At 40.4% G+C, this 19,402-nt stretch carries 8 protein-coding genes; all 8 read left to right on the top strand.

Going from position 1 to position 19,402, the window contains the following annotated elements:
* Positions 1-185 precede the first annotated feature (185 nt).
* Positions 186-668 carry a type III toxin-antitoxin system CptIN family toxin gene (gene cptIN / locus EO117_RS07235; protein ID WP_126939811.1) on the top strand — a complete coding sequence of 161 codons (483 nt, stop codon included), beginning with the start codon at positions 186-188 and terminating at the stop codon, positions 666-668.
* A gap of 1,507 nt (positions 669-2,175) precedes the next feature.
* On the top strand, positions 2,176-7,377 hold the full coding sequence (locus EO117_RS07230) for a YadA-like family protein (protein ID WP_126939810.1): 5,202 nt from the start codon (positions 2,176-2,178) through the stop codon (positions 7,375-7,377).
* Positions 7,378-7,537: 160 nt separating this feature from the next.
* A complete protein-coding gene (locus EO117_RS07225) occupies positions 7,538-8,233 on the top strand; it encodes a hypothetical protein (RefSeq protein WP_126939809.1) in 696 nt (231 codons plus the stop codon).
* A 159-nt stretch (positions 8,234-8,392) separates the two neighbouring features.
* On the top strand, positions 8,393-9,166 hold the full coding sequence (locus tag EO117_RS07220; RefSeq protein ID WP_126939808.1) for a hypothetical protein: 774 nt from the start codon (positions 8,393-8,395) through the stop codon (positions 9,164-9,166).
* A gap of 24 nt (positions 9,167-9,190) precedes the next feature.
* On the top strand, positions 9,191-9,445 hold the full coding sequence (locus EO117_RS07215; protein ID WP_126939807.1) for a DUF1653 domain-containing protein: 255 nt from the start codon (positions 9,191-9,193) through the stop codon (positions 9,443-9,445).
* A gap of 10 nt (positions 9,446-9,455) precedes the next feature.
* A complete protein-coding gene (locus EO117_RS07210; protein WP_126939806.1) occupies positions 9,456-10,241 on the top strand; it encodes an HAD-IIB family hydrolase in 786 nt (261 codons plus the stop codon).
* 177 nt (positions 10,242-10,418) lie between these two features.
* Positions 10,419-11,417 (top strand): phosphate acetyltransferase, encoded by a 999-nt coding sequence (gene pta / locus EO117_RS07205; RefSeq protein WP_062401348.1) that lies wholly within the window; start codon positions 10,419-10,421, stop codon positions 11,415-11,417.
* A 1,185-nt stretch (positions 11,418-12,602) separates the two neighbouring features.
* The coding region (locus tag EO117_RS07200; RefSeq protein WP_164727537.1) for a hypothetical protein at positions 12,603-19,402 on the top strand (6,800 nt) is incomplete at its 3' end.

The following is a 19,402-nucleotide window of genomic DNA, read 5'->3' as shown; positions in this document are numbered from 1 at the left end:
TTTGAATGCGTATACTAGTATTAGAGATACTAGTATCTCTAATATTTGTTGTTACTTAATAAGCAACTAAAATAAGATTAAGTTCAAATGGTTGTCGCTACTCGATATGCGACTCAATAAGTGTTCGAGCTCAAATAGTTAGACTCCATTCAAAAGAATGGGGTCTATTTTTTAGGGAGGATTTTATGAATACAGGTCACTTTTATTATATAAAAGATCAATACTTTATAGATTTTCCAGATCCACACTTAATGAAAAATAAAGAAACTATAGATGGTCAGCCACATGATAGACCATGCTTTTATGCTTTTTTAGATACAGCAACTAAATTATATTGGATGATACCTTTTTCATCGCAAGTAGATAAATTTCAGAAAATATATAATACGAAGATTGATAAATATGGAAAATGTGACACTATTTTATTTGGAGAAGTTCTTGGGTATGAGAAGGCTTTTCTAATTCAGAATATGTGTCCAGTTAGTATCCTATACATTAAAAATGAATACGTAGATGGAATTTATAAAAAACCTGTCAGAGTTGACGGTCGATTTGAAAGAGAATTACAAAAGAAAGCTCGTAAAGTTTTAGCTTTACAAAGAAAGGGGATACGATTAATTTTCCCTAATGTATTGGAAATTGAACGGCTTTTGTTATTAAATAAGTAACTTATAGCATAGGTTATAGAGGTAATGCAATTGTTTTTTGTTTTGCTATGTAGCCTTGTGGCGTTCGTGACTACATAAGGCAAAGGGAAGAGCACGACATATTCCTACGCAAACTGATACAGTGGTTAGGTTTGCTCCGGAACATGTCGTGCTCTTCTTGCGTTTGTGTGATTTAGGTAGTACAGGAATGCCACAAACGCCACTACTCGTAATGTCATTCCTCAAGGGATAGTGTCATTTGCAAACTTGCGCTTTGCTTAGTTTTCTGATCGCTAAGGGGCTTAAGTTTATATAAACAGTGCGAATAGATTGTGCTATAATAAAAAATGTAAGAGCTATTGACGTGTTGTTAGGCTCGTCTCTTCCTATTATGGGAGGAGGTGGTTGCTATGACTAAATATGAAAAAATCTCTTTGATTATTTCTATTGCTAGTTTGGCAATTCAGCTCATTGATCTACTTAAGTAGACAATGAAAAAGCCTAACGTAACAATAAGTATTACCAGTACTTATACACGTTAGGCCATTTCTTATTTGCAATTTCTAGAGATGAGCCTAACGCCGGCTACACGTTAATGGCTCTTCTTTTGTTGACTTAATTATAGCACAAGTTGTAGATCTAATACAATCGGTACTTGTTCCGCTATGAGTCGTCACTTGTGACGCTATGTAGCCTTGTGGTGTTCTTGAATACATAGGGCAAAGGGAAGAGCACGGTGCTCTCCTGTTGATGATTGTCACGTTCAATTAATGATATATAGCAAATGAAGAGCACGGCACATTCCTTCAGAAACGGTATTTCATAATGTTTCTTCAGGAACATGCCGTGCTCTTTTTACAGTGGATGCAATTATGATACAAGTGAACGTGACTTAGTCTTAGTTTGTTCGGGGCACGCCGTGCTCTTCTTGCACTTCTGTGATTTAGATAGTAAGGAACGCCACGAAGGCTACTACTCGTAATGGTGTTTCTCAGGAGGGTGGGAAGATCAGATATGGGGATACCCTATTGATGAGTATCACGTTTAAGAAATGGTATAAATTTTTAAGTTTATAATAGTTGTGATTATTTGTATAGGTAATGAAGTATAAGATTTTTCATAAAATAGACTATAGAATTGGCAAAAATAGTATTAAATATTCATTTCGTTTAAAATGGGGGGGGGGAAGAGGATAAAATAAGTAATTTTATCAACATTTTTATTGTATATATTCAAAATATATAGTATGATGATAATAAAGGATTGAAAATTTTAAATATAATTTAATACAATTAAATTAAAATAGGCATGTGTTATTATAAATGATACATGTCATGTTGGTGTTATATTACTTTTATAAGTATGGAACCACAGATGGTCTTGTTGCTTATAATATGGACCTTAAACCTAAATACACTTTAATGTATTTACCGATAGAATCTAATGAATATTTACAAATTTATTGATATTATTACATGGAATATATAGTAATGTTAGTGTATAAGGTAAGTAGAAAGGAATAGAATGTATGAAAGATAAAATTTCAATAAAACGTAAAAAATACGCTGTTGCATTGTTGGCTGTAACAGCAGCGACAGTAGCGACGTCATTTTCTCCTAGTGCGCCATGGGTGATGGCTAGTGGAGGGGAATCTGAAGGGCCGGACCCTAATTTACCACCTGACTTTAATCCTCCAACATATACGGAAGTGCCCTTTGATCCAAATGCGGTTGCACTAAATATTCCTTATTATCATGTGGAAGCAGGTAATAATGTAAGTGTTACAACGAATACTTTTACAGCAGATGATGCTCCCGGAAACGTAAAAGCTACGTTTAATAATTTCATCGTAAAAGCTAATGATACTCTTGTAGAGGATAGTGACGATATTGTTGTTGATACAGGTAACAGTGAAAATCCTGAAAAAGGTACTGAAAACGGTGTTACCCGTAAGTATAAATTAAAATTAAGTGACTCTTTAAAAGAGGAACTTAAAAATGCTGCCGGCGGTGGCGGTGGAGCGGCTCCGTCTAAATTTGAAAATGGAACGAATACGACTGTTGAGGGCGATGGCACAGAAAACAGCCCTTACAAATATAATGTAAACCCAGCCTTAACAGGTATTACATCTATCACTGGTGATACATTGACATTGAATGGTGGCGCAACAACCGTTGCGATCACTGATAATGGCGTTGATGTAGGCGGTAAAAAAATCACTAACCTAGAAGAAGGTGATGTATCAGAAGATTCTACTGATGCTGTAACAGGTAAGCAGTTAGATGCTACTAATAAAAAAATAGAAGCTAAATTAGATAAAACAAAAGAACGTCATATTAAACCAGAAGCGTATACTGTGAATAATGGAACTGTTACATTAAAGTATGTAGATGCTGATGGCACAGAAACAGGAGAAGAAGCCACAATTTCTGGTTTAAATCCAGTGAAATCTGTTACTTCTGGTGATGCGAACACATTAACTGTTGCTAATAATAATGGCGATATTACAGTAACACCAGTAGTGGCTACTAATGTTACAGATGCTGGCAATGCAAATAAACTTACGACAGCAGGCGTAGTCAATACAGCTATCAATAATGCAATAGAGCCATTGGCAGATAAAAACTTATCCAACATTACAGATGCTGGTAAAAAAGTAATTACTGGATTAGGCACAGCAGTGGTACAAGGTGATGGCGTTACTGTTACTTCCGCTGAAGATGCAACAACAGGTAAGAAAACATACACCATCTCTGCAGCAAAACTGCATTTTGCAAATGGTACGAATACAACTGTTGATGGTGATGGTACAAAAGATAAACCTTACAAATACAACGTGAATCCGGCGTTAACAGGTATTACGTCTATTACTGGTGATACTGGATTAACTTTCACTGGTGCTGGTACTGCAGTAACGATCAATGCGGCCGGCGTGAATGTAGGTGGTGCTAAGGTGACTAACTTAGCAGATGCTGCATTAACAAATAGTTCTACTGATGCTGTGACAGGTAAACAGTTACATGCAACGAATGAAAAAGTTGAAGGTAAGTTAGATAAAACAGCAGAACGTCATATTAAACCACAAGCGTATACTGTGAATAATGGAACTGTTACATTAAAATATGTAGATGCTGACGGTAACGACATAACAGGAGAAGAGGCTACAATTTCTGGTTTAAACCCAGTGAAATCTGTTACTTCTGGTGATGCGAACACATTAACTGTTACTAACAATAATGGCGACATTACAGTAACACCTGTAGTGGCTGCTAATATTACAGATGCTGGCGATGCAAACAAACTTGCGACAGCAGGCGCAGTTAATACAGCAATCACTAATGCAACAAGTCCATTGGCAGATAAAAACTTATCCAACATTACAGATGCTGGTAAAAAAGTGATTACTGGATTAGGCACAGAAGTCGTACAAGGTGATGGCGTTACCGTTACTTCCGACGAAGATAAAACAACAGGTAAGAAAACATATACTATTTCTGCAGTAAAACCAAACTTTGCAGCTGGTACGAACACAACTGTTGAAGGCGATGGCACAGTAGCTAGCCCTTACAAATATAATGTGAACCCAGCGTTGACTGGTATTACGTCGATTACAAATGCAACAACAGCAGATGGAGATGGTACGAAATTAACTATCGATGGCGATAAGCTATCCGTAGTGAACAAAAAAGGTGCTGACACAACAACAGTGACAATCGGCAAAGATGGTATTGATGCGGGTAATAAAAAAATCACTAACGTGGCAACACCGGAAGCTGACAAAGATGCAGCCAATAAAGAATATGTAGATGCTCAAAAATGGGGCTTAAAAGTTCAAAATGGCGATAATCCAGCGGAAGCTGTAACAGCAAAAGATAAAGCGATTACATTAAAAGCTAGTGCAGACATAAGCGATGCTGCAGATAAACCTAAAAAAGGCATTGTTATTGCAAAAGATGACGAAGGCAACATCACACTTGGCTTAGAAAAAGCAGATCGTACAACACTAGACCATGCAGTAAACATTGGTAATACGGCTTCTGACGGACGTGATGGTCAAGCAGGTGCTGGTAAAGATGGTGCAACCGTAGCTGGTTCTGCAGGTGCACAAGGCCCAACTGGTAAAGATGGCTTAAATGGTAAAGACTTAACATCTAAGGTGAATGCCCTTCGTAACGGCGAAGCTGGTACGGTAGTGTACACAAATGCGGCCGGCGACCGTGTAGTGAAAGCTAACGATGGCAATTACTACAAAGCTGATGAAGTAAAACCAGATGGCAATGTAAAAACTGAAGCTGAAAATGGTGGTACAGCTCCTGTAGCAGTGACACCAGAAGCACGTCTAGTAAGCCCAGATGGTACTGTAACAAATGGTACAACTGTATTAAATAATATTTCTTCTGTAGTGACGCCAGTAGCGGGTGCAGATACATTAGAAAAATTAAAAGAAGCGGCTAAAGATAATAGTCCAGTTAAAAATGCAGCTACTAACGTAACAGATTTACATAACACTGCGAATGCGATTGTTGAAAAAGGCTTGAAATTCAAAGGTAACCTAGGAGATGTAATCGCCAAAAAATTAGGCGAGCAACTCGACATCGTAGGTGAAGGTACAGTAGCAGATACTGTAGCAACAGCAGCCAACAACATCCGTACTAAAAATGTTGATGGTAAACTAGAAATTGGTTTAGTAAAAGATTTAAAAAATATTACATCTATTACAAATGCAGCTCCAGTAGATCCAGCACAACCTGATGCAGGGAAAGTAGCAAGCACTACATTAACAATCGATGGCAATGCATTAACTGTAGAAAACAAACAAGCTGATGGTACGAAAGCAACAGTGAAAATCGGTAAAGATGGTATCGATGCGGGTGGTAAAAAAATCACAAACGTGGCAGAACCAACAGACAATTCAGATGTAGCTACTAAAAAATATGTAGATGATCACGCCTGGGATTTACATGTTGATGATGGTACTGGAACGGGCACTACAGTAGTGCCGAAAAATAAAGTAATTACTTTCAAAGCCGGTACTGGTACAATAGCACCAACTGATTTACCAGCAGGTCAAGATAGCCCTAGCAAAGATACTGATGGATTAAGACCTAAAACAGGTGTGGTTGTAGAAACTGATAAAAACGGTACGATTACAATTGGTTTAGAGGAAACAGCACGTAAAACATTAGATAATGCAGCTAACATTGGTAACACAGGTTCTGACGGACGTGATGGCAAAGCAGGTGCAGGTCAAGATGGTGCAGCCGTAGCTGGTTCTGCAGGTGCACAAGGACCGACTGGTAAAGATGGTTTGAATGGTAAAGATTTAACATCTAAGGTGAATGCACTTCGTAACGGCGAAGCTGGTACAGTAGTATTCACAAATGCTGCCGGTGATCGCTTAGTGAAAGCAAACGATGGCAATTACTACAAAGCTGATGAAGTAGAGCCTAATGGAGAGAAAAAACAAGGAGCAACTGCGGTTCCTACTAAAGAGGTTGTGACAAGCCTAGTATCTCCAGATGGAACAACTACAGGTGCACAAAATAAACTATCTAACATTGCAGATGGTACTGTATCCGAAAAATCCAAAGATGCTGTTAACGGTAGCCAATTATTCAACGAACGTGTAACTAATCCAACCATTTTTGTAGACAAAGATGGCAACCAAGTGTTCAAAACAACAGATGGTAAATTTGTAGATAAAAATGGGGCAGAAGTTCCTGCAGGTAAAATTCATACAAAATTGAATGCGGGTGCTCCAATGACATTGGATAATGTGGCATCTGCGTTAGGTGAACCTGCTAAAGATGCAGATTACTTAGCTAAATTAAAAGAGGCTAAAGAAGGCACTACAGTTAATAACTCTGCAGTAAACGTAACAGATTTACATAACACTGCGAATGCGATTCTTGAAAAAGGTCTTACGTTTGAAGGCGATACAGCAAATGATACAGTTAAACGTAAATTGGGTGACACATTAAAAATCCATGGCGATAACAATATCACTGTGAAAAAAGATGCTACCAATGCAGATACATTGAACGTAGCGTTACAGCCTACATTGACTGGTATTACGTCTATTACAAATGCAGCAACAGCAGATGGAGCTGGCACTACATTAACAATCAATGGCGATGGATTAACTGTAGAAAACAAAAAAGCTGATGGCACAAAAGCAACAGTGACAATCGGTAAAGATGGTATTGATGCTGATAATACGAAGATTACTAATGTAGCCGCAGGTCAAAATGATACTGATGCAGTGAATGTGGCACAGTTGAAAGGAATTGTAAATTACGCAACTAATGTGGAGAGTCGTGTTAATCGTTTAGGTGCTCAATCTGCTGCGATGGCTGGATTGCGTCACTTACAATACGATCCATTGGAACCAACTACATTGATGGCTAGCGTAGGTACTTACAAAGGTCAAACTGCATTGGCATTAGGTATTGCACACTATAAAAACGAGTCTCTATTATTCCATGCAGGCGCATCTATCGGCAGCAATCATGATGAATTGATGGCGAATGCGGGCGTTAGCTGGAAGTTCGGATCTCGTGCTGATGAAACAGCAGTGAAAGATGCGTATCGTCAAGGTCCTATTAGCTCTTCCTATACATTACAAGATAAAGTATCCACATTAGAAGCACAAAATCAATTGCAAAAAGACGAAATTAATGAGTTGAAAGCGCAATTGGCAGAAGTACTTAAATATGTAAAAAAAGGTTAATTTTTACTAACCAATACGAATAGATTTTGTGAAAGCTCCGGCTTTCACAGGGTCTATGGTATACAAAATAAAAACAATATAGTACAATGTGTGAGAAAGATTAGATACTATATCTAGATGAGATAATTTAGTAAATAGAATATGTATAGGAGATATAGGCATGAAAAAATTAGTAGTAACGGCAGTATTATTAGCTGCCACAACATCTAGTTTTGCCATGGGAGATGTGTTGTTCGATCAAAAGAATCCAGACAATATCGTAACACCAGCGGTGGGATATGAAGTAGAAGCAGTGACACCAGAAACGGCATCTGCATTACAAGAATTAGGTATGACATTAGATCGCGCCCATGCGGTGCAGGCAGATTTAGTAGCTCGTCATGATCGTGGTGAGCGCTTGACAGATCGTCAACATCGCTATGCAGAACATGATGTGAATCATGAGTTCTTGCGCGTGTTAGATCGCAACTTGACTAATCGCGTGGAGTTCTTTAAACGTGCTCATAATTGGAATGGGGACAACAAATACGAACACACTGCGAACTATCAAGTGTTCTTGAACAAACATAACGAACATGGAACAGAAGCGGTGAATGGATATAGCAACAGCTATGGCTGGAATGTATTGCGTGGTGTACGTCAAGACGCATTGGACAATGTGAAAGCCGTGCTTGACCAAAAAGGTGTAGCAACAACTGGTGAAGACATTGTGAATGCGTTGTCACAAGCAGCAGCTAAACAAGCGTTCGCTGTGGATCAAGAAGAACTTCGTTTCTACATCAATGAACTTGTTTGGTATACAGCAAAACAAACAGCAAAAGAAACTAACAAACAACTAGATCATGTCTTAAAATAGGATGAACTAGTGCAGAGTATGTCGTACATGCTCGATAGAAAAGGAGCCATAACAAACCTCTTAGGGAATGTTGTGGCTCCTTTAAATCTATAAGGTATGATATAATAAAAGATAGATTGAGTAGAATATGATTCAGTAAGTTATATAGGAGATACAATTTTGAAACGTTTAGTAGTATCAACAGTATTATTGTTAACAGTAGGCGCAAGTTTTGCTATGAGCGAGGACATTTTCGCTCGTCAACATCCATCCGAGGTAACAGAAGTGGCGAAGGACTACCATATATTAGGAATTATGCCAGAAACAGAAAAAGCCATTGATGGCTTAGTGCGTACCATTGATGGAGAACAAACCACATATGCGGCTATGAAAGCTTCCATCCAAGGGATGACGTTAGAAGAACTAAATCAGTCTATAAAAGAAAAAGGCTGGGTAAGTTCTAATCAGTCTGTATCTGCCATGACGGCAAAACCAGTTCATGGCATTACGATGGACGAATTATTGACAGCTTTGCAGAAACCTGGACAAGACAAAGCGACTGTTTATGATGGTGCCCAAGTGTTATCTATTTTGGACACAAAGCTTACAAAGCGCTTGCGATTCTTTAAACGCATTCACAATTGGCATGGTGATAATCAGTTAGATCGTCCCAACCGCAATAAAGAAGCAGCTGCGTTAGCTAGTAATGACAAAGAGGAAAAAGGCAGCTATGCGTGGTATGTATTGAAAGATTTGCGCCATGATATCTTGGACAATATACAAGAAGCTATTCAAGCGAAAGGCAATACGTTAACAGGCGAAGATATTGCCACAGCTATTGTAAGCGCAGCTGACAGTAATGCGAAATATGTAAAGAGTGAAGAGCTTCGTTATTACATGAATGAACTCGTGTGGTACTCTGTTACAGAAACAACGAAACAACTAGGCAAATAATTGTTGCCAGAAAGGACGATGACTATGCAAGAGATTGTAGTAGGCGGTTTATATCGTCATTTTAAAGGCATGTTATACTATGTCATCGATATTGCCATCCATTCTGAGACGGATGAGCCTCATGTGGTATACCAACAACTCTATGGAGAGCGGAAAACTTTCGTGCGTCCTTTAGTGATGTTTGCTAGCGAGGTGGACCATGAGAAATATCCGGATGTAGAGCAGAAGGACCGCTTTCAGTTGGTGAACGGTTGGGATGAGAAACAGTATTTACGCTGAGGAGGACTAGATGGACAAGAAATATTTTTTCTTTGATATCGACAATACCCTAGCGGTCTGGCCAGATGGGGTGATTCCTGAAAGTACCCAATATTCTTTGGATTATTTGCAGGACAAAGGGCATCATGTGGGGCTTGCCACCGGTCGCTTGCAGGTAGATGCTATGCGCTTTGCTAAAATGGCGAATACACCGAACTTTGTGGCTGATGGAGGCTATAGCATTACAGAAAACTACGAAGTGCAATGGATGCAGGGGATGGATCGGGAACGGTGCGTGCAATACCTCAAGTACTTGACGAGCCATCATGTGCCTTGGGGTGTGACCCATAAAAATGACTTTGTTCGCATTACCCCTTATGAAAGTGTCCTAAACTGGGATGTGCAATGGGATATGATGAAGACACAGGTAGTGCCAGAAATAGTGCCGGAAGATATTGAGCATTTTTACAAGGTCTATGCATTCATCACAGAAGAAGAGGAACAACGCCGTGGTATCGTACACATGACGAAGGACCTCATCCGCTATGGAGAGGGCTGCGTGCTGTTTGAACCGATGGATAAGGCTTATGGCATTCGTAAAATGATTGATGGTTTTGGCGCATCCTATCAAGACGTCATCGTCTTTGGCGATGGCTATAACGATCTGTCCATGTTCCGACCAGATTGGCTGAATATTGCCATGGGAAACGGCCGTGATGCATTGAAAGAAAAAGCTGACTACGTCACAGCATCCTGCCATGACGATGGGATTTATAAAGCATTGCAGCACTTTGGGTTTATACCGAAGCAGTATTGATAGATAGAGTTATTCATATATATGGATACTTGAAACGCTTTCAGTAGTAAGGGTAACTATGAATGAAGTAGATACTATACTTTCACCATAACTATATGAAGCGGTTTGAACATCAAAATTAGTTATAGTATAATAAGCGTAGATATATCGAAATGGGTCTTAAAAGGAGGACATACCATGGATTTAATTCAAAGTTTAAAAGAGCAAGCAAAAGGCTTGGGTAAAAAAATTGTATTGCCAGAATTCGAAGATAGCCGTGTGATTGAAGCGGCAGCTGCGATTTTGAAAGAAGGTTTCTGCGTACCTGTATTGGTTGGTGCAGAAGATAAAATTCAAGCGGCAGCTACAGCAGCTGGTGTATCTTTGGAAGGTGCTGAAATCATCAACCCAGCTACATTCGGCGAATTAAACAAAATGGTAGATACATTTGTAGAATTGCGCGCGAAAAAAGGCATGACACCTGAAAAAGCACACGCTACTATGACTGGCGATGCATTGTTCTTCGGTGCTATGTTAGTGCGTTTAGGTTTGGCTGACGGCATGGTTGCAGGTTCTGCAAGCCCTACAGCAAACGTACTTCGTGCAGCTATCCAAGTGGTAGGTACACAAGCTGGTTTGAAAACTGTGTCCAGCTCTATGCTTGTGATCACTGATAAAAAAGAATACGGCGATGACGGATTGTTGATTTTCTCCGATTGCGGCGTTATCCCTAACCCAACATCTGAACAATTGGCTGATATCGCTGAGTCCAGTGTTGGTAAAGCTCGTTCCGTAGCAGGTATGAAAGAACCTCGCGTATCCTTCTTGTCCTTCTCCACAAAAGGATCTGCTTCTTCTCCAGAAGTTGATAAAGTGGTAGCAGCTGTAGAAGACTTGAAAGGCCGTAACGTAGATTTCGCATTCGATGGGGAATTGCAATTAGATGCGTCCATCGTTCCATCCGTAGCAGAACGTAAAGCTCCAGGATCCCAAGTAGCTGGTAAAGCTAACATCTTGATTTTCCCTGACTTACAAGCTGCGAACATTGGTTACAAATTAGTACAACGTTTTGCTGGGGCTACTGCTATTGGACCAATCATCCAAGGTTTGGCAAAACCAATCCATGACCTTAGCCGTGGTTGCTCCGTAAGCGATATCGTTGACCTTTGTGCGATTGCAGCAGTAGAGGCGAAATAAGTCGTCTCTTATTGCCCTATGCAATCTTGTGGCGATGTCTAAATTAGTATAAATAAGCCCGTAACATATTCCTTCTCAAACTGATCCTACGGTAGGTTTGTTCAGGAACATGTTACGGGCTTTTGTGTTTGTGTGAGTTAGGTAGTTAGGAGCGCCACAAGATGTGCTACGTACAACGGCGTTCCTCAAGGGGAAGGGCACTTGTGACGGTATCGTTTGCAAACTTGCACTTTGCTTAGTTTGTTGTTCGACATGATAGTAAGTTTATATAAACAGTACGAATAGATTATGCTATAATAAAAATGCAAGAGCTATTAACGTGCTGTTAGGCTTATCTCTTCCCTAATGGGAGGAGGTGGTACTATGAAAAAGTTTAGAAAAATCGATATCTTGATTTTAATTCTAAAATTAATAGTACGACTCATTGATTGGTTTAACTAATTAATGAAAAAGCCTAACGATAAGAGGTTCCCTCCCTCTACACGTTAGGCAAATCCATTTCTATGTTTTCGAGATGAGCCTAACGCCTGCACACGTTGATGGCTCTTCTTATTTGTAAGTTAAGTATAGCATAATTTGTTCTGAAATGCTACTGTAATTGTTTTATTCAGACGATAAGAAAGTAGCAAACTATGCTAAGTATCACTGTAGTTCTTTGCCGTAATAAAGCGGTTTATGTAAAATTAATTGATTAAAACTAAATAGTAAATAACACTACAAAACAATTTATATTCAATTCGTGTAAAATGGGGGGGGGGTAATGCGTTTATTTATCAAAAAATGTAGGTTTTATACGTTGTATAAAGGCTAGTAAACTAGTATAATATATAGTGAATGCGTATACATAAAGATATGTACATATTATTTTCAAGTTTAGTAGTTTGAGAATATTACTCTTTTTGTATATTTATTTCAAGAGTAAAAATGACATAGAATGAGGATAGTTCATCAAGCGTGATAGATGTGCAAATATTTATACAAAATATATAGTATAACTATGCCGTGAGTTAAATGGTTGGTGCACTATGAATTCACACACATATGTAGTACGCAAGTATAGCATATACATATGATTTCAGATCTATGTAATTGTGAAGGTATATATCCATATCTATGTGCATACATATTGTAGGTATTGTTACACCATATATAACAGCGGTACTGTGAATACGCTGAGGCGATATTATGGTAGTGAGGAATGGATTGCTGGTAAAAGCAGAAAGGATACGTTTTATGGGTAAAAGTTTCGAGTTTAAGGAATGTGAGCGGTTTCTAAAACGCGTGCTGAAAGATAAAGGTATGTACAGCAAGGGGGCAGTTATTGCCTTCTTGATCACTGGTGGAATTGGATTCTTTGCGCCACCAGCACAGGCGATTATTTATGTGGAAACTGATTTGACTACGGGTGCTACAGGGGCTAGTAGCTATTATAATAACAGTGGCAGTATTCATTTGCCACGTAATTCTGTAGTATTGGCTCCGATTAAGAATGGAGACCTTAATGGTGATTTAAACCGTAATGCAAAAGATTCTGTTATTATTGGGGCAGGAGCTGTGGCGCATGGCATCACAGCAGAGTCTCCGAGAAAGTTCACTGCTGTAGGTAATGCGGCTCATGTATTTGGTGGACAAGGTACGGCGGTAGGTAGTAATGCTTTGGCGGCAGAACAGGCAACGGCTATTGGTAATGACGTATATGCAGCAGGAGCGTCCTCGATTGCCATCGGTAATGACGATATTTCTACAAAGTATAGAGATATTATACCCCTTGATACCATTAAGGAATTATATGGTGATCCGAATGGTAAGAATGATGCAGCAAAAAAATTATTTAGAAATGCCAGATGGTATTCATCTGAAAATGATGATAAAGGGACCCATCAAATTGTAGACTGGAACAAATTTGCAACAGGATATAATCAGAGTGATGAGTCGGGAAATCGTATTTTCAGTCCTACCTATTCTGGAGGCATTGGTTCTATCGCCATTGGTTCCCGTTCTATTGCTGCGCAGGATGGTGCTACAGCGATGGGTACCTTAGCCTATGCCTTAGGCGAAGGTTCTACAGCCATGGGTCTTCGCGCCTATACAGCAGATAAAGCAAGGGGCGCAGTAGCCATTGGTGAAGAAAGCCGTTCCTTTGCAAATCAATCTTTGGCAGTAGGTAACCATAATGAGTCTACAGAAGTAGGTGCTATGTCTTACGGCTATAGCGCAAAAGCAGTAGGTAGAGGTTCTTTAGCCTTTGGTTTTAAAACGTATGCCAATGCTAATATTATAGATAATATCGCCGCAGCAGATGGACATAATGCAACGAATCCGTTACGCCAAGCCGTACGTAGTACACTTGGAAACTATTCAGAAGCACAACTAAAGGCATTGGCTGATTACCAAAATGCTGTTAGTTCCTATTATGGAGTTGTTGCCAATACCAACGCTTCAGCCGCAACTCTTGCAGCTGAAAAAGAGAAGATGGATAAGGCGAAAGCTAACGTTGATGCCATTACATTGACAGATGTTAATAATATGACTCTTGTAGATGCGGGCCAAGTAGGGCATCAGGGCAAGGATACAGTGGGTAGTACGATTAATACACTGGTAAAAAGGGTTGAAGCTAATACGACAACACCATTAACAGTTGAAAAACAAGCGGGTGTGTATTTGACTACGAAAGATAGCAATGGGGATACACAGCTAGTACAAAAATCCCAAAAGAGTGGTGACAATGCTATTGCGATTGGTTACTATGCATCTGCAAAAGGTACGTCTTCTATTGCTCAAGGTTCTGGTTCTGTCGTAGATTCCTTAAGCGGTATCGGTATTGGTTCTTTATCCTATGTAAGCGATAAATCTGCCAATTCCATTGCTGTCGGCGTAGGGGCACAAGTACGGAAAGAAAACTCAGTTGCTATTGGTACACAGTCTACTGTATTTGGTGCAGGGGCTATTGGTATGGGTCCTGGTAGCCGCATTATGGGTGATAATAGTATCGGTATGGGCTATGGGGCAGATATACGAAGTGTGTCCTCTGTGGGTGTAGGGGTACGTGCTTCTGTTGGTTATGGTTCCATGAATGCTACAGGATTAGGCTCGAATGTTACTATTGGTACAGATGCGGGTAACTCCGTAGCACTTGGTAGTAGTGCATCCGTTGGTGATAACTCCTTGAACTCTATGGCAGTCGGTTTCAACGCTAACATAGCACAAGATACACCGAACAGTATTGCCTTTGGTACACGAGCTACTATCTCAAAGGAAGCAAGTAGTTCTGTAGCGATTGGTGATTCTGCGAGAGTTACAAAGGCGTCTTCTACAGCATTGGGACGTTTGGCTAGTGCAGATTTTGAAAACTCTGTTGCCTTAGGTTACCGTTCTACTACTCATTATTGGGGGAATCCGAATACTCGTCAATCTAACTTTAGTGACAGTGCATCTGCTACTAATGTACATGGTTTATCTATTGATCCATACTTGCCACAAGGATCCACATTGGGTACAGAGTTAGCGAAATTAAATGCCGTAACGGCTGGTTATGTATCCGTTGGTGGCTGGGATGAGAAAGGTGCTGATGGTAAGTCTACCGGTCGCCGTGGTCTTCGTCGTATCGTCAACGTAGCACCAGGTGCGTTAGATACCGATGCGGTTACTGTGGCACAATTACGTGACTGGACAGATAAATCGGCTCATTTCCTTTCCATCGCAGGGGCGTCGAATAAATCTGCAAAAGATTACCCAGATATCAACGATCCATTAGGCACAAAGATAAATAATAAAGTCGTTAAAATTAAATCCAACTTCGATAATGATACAGCTACAGGCACTAATGCGTTAGCACTAGGTGTGTATGCCTACGCAAATGGTCAAAAATCGGTAGCCCTGGGTCCTAATGCTTATGCAAACGTGGACCACGGTGTGGCCATCGGTGATAGTGCACAAGCTTGGAGTGAAGGTAGTAATGGTAATGCTGGCGTGGCGATCGGTAAGGAGGCCAAAGCATATTATTGGAATGCGTTAGCACTCGGCACGAATGCAAGAGTTAGTGGTGCGCACTCCTTAGCTTTTGGTCCGAATGCACGTGTGGGCGTTGTGAAAACAGTGGACCCTACAACGGGTAATGTTACGAATGCAGGCACGATGGTAAATGATGGTGTTGCCATCGGTCGTGATACAGAAATAGATGGAACTGGCTCTGTTGCATTGGGGGCAACTACAAAGGTTACTACAGCTACTAATGCGGTGGCCATTGGGCTTGGTGCAAAAGTACTAGAAGGAAAAGATGCTGATAATAAGGCAGCGCTATCAACAGGAGCGGTGGCATTAGGCTCTAATGCTAGTGTTACAGGTTCGAAATATTCTGTAGCTTTGGGTTTAAACTCTGCTGTTGAATATAACGATACAAAAGCGAATACGATAGCCGCTTTCAGTGGAGATACGAATAATGATACAGGTAATGGTGTGGTTTCCGTTGGTAATAATAGTTCTGTAAAACGTCGTATCTTAAACGTAGCAGGCGGTGTTAACGATAACGATGCTGTCAATGTAAAACAGTTAAAAGCAGCTGTTAGATACTATAAAACAAATTCCACAGAAACAGCCAATCGTACGGTGAATGGCGTTACTGATGTAAGTGCTAACTATAATGGTGAAGGTGCCACAGGCGCTGCTTCTGTGGCGATTGGTTCCTATGCACAAGCAAGTGGTAATTGGGCAACAGCGATTGGTCGTGATGTCATTACTTCAGCGCAACTATCTACGGGTATCGGCACTAATGTCACTGTGAGTGGGCAACGTTCTGTAGGTATAGGTAACGAAGTCCGAGCAACAGGGTCTAATAGCATAGCTATTGGTTCAAACGGTGCGGCTAGTAAAAAAGTAGAAGCGGTAGGTGATGATGCGGTAGCTATCGGTACCATTGCGAGAGCCTATGGCGGATCATCTGTAGCCTTAGGTCGTGATGCAAGTACTGGATATACCGTAACAGAAAATATTACGAATCCACCAGCAGGGGGCCCTACCACCACGACGGTATATAAAGGCGCTACAGAAGGTGTTGCTGTTGGTAATAGTTCGTATGTAGAAAGTAATTATGCCATCGCTATCGGTGGTAATGCAAAAGTAGTGCGTGACACAACGAATGCGTCTGATATTAAGGATTCTGAATCCTCTGTGGCAATTGGTGCTGGCGCTAAGGTAACGGGTGCTAAATACTCCGTGGCATTGGGATTAAATTCTAGAGTAAACTCTGCTGATACAGCTACAAAGACAACAGCTGCTTTCAGCGGTGAAGTAAACGATGATCCAGGCTTTGGCGTTGTATCCGTTGGTCAATCTGGTAAATATCGTCGTATTTTAAATGTTGCCGGCGGTGTTAACGATAACGATGCAGTTAATGTAAAACAGTTGAAAGCAGCCGCTTGGGGCTTGCAAGTTGAAAATGGTACAACAGCCACTGATGTGACACCAGATACAACGAGCCATAAAATTAAGTTGAAAGCGGGTAATAATGTAACCTTAGATAATTCTAGTGGCGTGGTGACTATCAATGCTACGGGTATTCAATCTGCATCAAGTGGCAATACTAATGCATTAAGCGTGACGACTACTAACGGTGCGGTTACGATTACACCTAACTTGGCGGGTTCTATCACTGGCTCAGGTAACGATGCGAATAAATTAGTGACAGCTGGTGTTGTGAATACGGCGATTGGCAATATTCCTGTGACGACTTTCAAAGCCGATGCAGGTGGATCTAATAGCACAGAAGGCGTGTTTACACCGACATCTGCTAGCAAACAAGTGAATATTACAGGGGCAGGTGTCAATGGCACAACAAATGAAAAATGGTCACAAGGTAATGCACGATTCTATTCTGAGAATATCGGGACTCATGTAAATTCCAACGGCCGTTTATTGGTTGGTTTAAAAGATGCAATTTCAGTTAAGAGTGTAACTACATACAAGAATGCTACTAATGGTGATCGTTCAAGCAATGTTGGGGCCTCTTTAACAACAGAAGGTTTAGTTGGTAATGGTACAGATGCACTTACTATCTCAAATGGTGATTATGCTAAAATTACCGTAAATAAAGGTACGTCTTCTACTGATAAAGGAAGTATTAGTGTAAATGGCTCTAAACTGACTGGATTAGCAGATGGCAATATTACAGCTAACTCTACAGATGCTGTGACTGGTGGCCAATTACATAGTAAATTAGCTGAAAAAGCTGATAAATCAGAGCTTACAGCGATTAATACTGAGTTGGGCAAAAAAGCGAATGCTAGTGATTTGGCGGCGAAAGCAAATGCGTCTGATCTAGCAGATAAACTAGATAAGACAGCGGAACGACATGTCAAATCGGGATCGTTTGATGCTACTAGCGGTACTATCACATTAACAATGGCTGATGGAGTTGGCACCGAAAAAACTGGTGAAAATGTAACGATCACTGGTATACCGACGAAATTAGGATACAAGGCAGGTACAGAAACTGGTAAAACCGTGGCGGTGACAACTGGCTTGACCTTCAAATCTGGTACAGGTACAGTAGGTGCCACTGGTACTGGTGCAGCGACAACCAATACAGCCACTACAAAAACGGGTATTGCTATTTCTACAGAAGATGGCGGTATTGTGAATATCGGTTTAGATGAAGCAACTCGCAGTGCTATCGACAATGCAGCGACCAAAGGCGATATTACTAACATTAACAATGCCTTGGCGGATAAAACGGACAAATCTTATGTAAATACTAAAGTAGGAGAAGTTTCTAACTTAGGCTACAAAGCCAATGGTGGAACAGCAAAATCAGTAGCAGTAACAACAGGCCTAGACTTTGTTCAAGGAGATGGCACAACAGCTACTGCAGAATCTGCTAAATCTGGTTTAAACATTGTAGCGGGAGATAATGGTAAAGTTATTATTGGCTTGTCTGAAGATGCGAAAACAAAATTAGACAAAGTTACTGAGATCGCTAAAACGGTAGGTGCTAATGGTGTAGATGGCCGTGATGGCAAACCTGGTACAGGCGCTGATGCTGGTATGGGTGCACAAGGACCAACAGGTCAAGATGGTTTAAATGGTAAAGACTTAACATCTAAAGTGAACGCATTACGTAATGGCGAAGCTGGTACCGTAGTGTACACAGATGAAAGCGGTAAACGTGTTGTCAAAGCCAAAGACGGTAAATGGTACTTAGCTGACAAAGTAGGTGCTGATGGTACAAAAGCTGCTGATGCTATGGAAGTAACAGCAGTACAAGCTCGTTTAGTGAACCCAACTGGTTCTACCACAACGACAACTAAACTAAGCAATATTGCAGATGGCAACATTGCAGCTGGTTCTACAGATGCTATCAACGGTGGTCAATTACATACTGAATTAGCTAAAAAAGCAGATGTAACAGCTTTAGCAGGCAAAGTAGATAAGGCTTCTGAACTTCATGTAAAAGCAGATACATATGCTGTTGGTAATGATGGTGTTGTGACTGTAAAACAAGAAGATGGTACAGGCGCAGAAGCTACTGGTAAAGAGTTCAAAATTAGTGGCTTAGCTACGAAAACAGATATTACAACTATCAATACTGCATTAAGTCAAAAAGCTAATGCATCTGACTTAGAAAGCTTAAAAACAAATCCAATTACTTTCACAGGCGATGATACGCAAGCTATAACACGTGCATTAGGTACTACATTAACTGTAAAAGGTGGAGTTAACTTCACACCAGTAACAGCACCAGCGACTGCTACAGGAACAGCTACTCCAGGAACTACAACTACAGCAACGCCTGAAGGTACCAATATCCGCGTAGAAAAAGATTCAACTACAAATGCAAATGGCTTAGTAGTGAAATTAGCAGATACGTTAACAGGCATGAAAGGTATCTCTGGTAATGGTACAAATGATCTAGTCATTAAAAATGGTGATAATACAGTTATCACAGTAAAAGCAGGAGCTACTGGCACTAAAGGTGACGTAGACTTCGGTGG

It is taken from the genome of Veillonella sp. VA142, assembly GCF_003992135.1.
Taxonomy (GTDB): Bacteria; Bacillota; Negativicutes; order Veillonellales; family Veillonellaceae; genus F0422.
The sequence above is the reverse complement of the archived record's forward strand: the minus strand, read 5'-3'. Positions and strand labels throughout refer to the sequence as shown.

Bases quoted from the DNA above. Each gene is read 5' to 3' on its own strand.
- EO117_RS07225 (WP_126939809.1), top strand. From the start codon at position 7,538: ATGAAAAAATTAGTAGTAACGGCAGTATTATTAGCTGCCACAACATCT.
- EO117_RS07230 (WP_126939810.1), top strand. From the start codon at position 2,176: ATGAAAGATAAAATTTCAATAAAACGTAAAAAATACGCTGTTGCATTG.
- EO117_RS07210 (WP_126939806.1), top strand. From the start codon at position 9,456: ATGGACAAGAAATATTTTTTCTTTGATATCGACAATACCCTAGCGGTC.
- pta (WP_062401348.1), top strand. From the start codon at position 10,419: ATGGATTTAATTCAAAGTTTAAAAGAGCAAGCAAAAGGCTTGGGTAAA.
- cptIN (WP_126939811.1), top strand. From the start codon at position 186: ATGAATACAGGTCACTTTTATTATATAAAAGATCAATACTTTATAGAT.
- EO117_RS07215 (WP_126939807.1), top strand. From the start codon at position 9,191: ATGCAAGAGATTGTAGTAGGCGGTTTATATCGTCATTTTAAAGGCATG.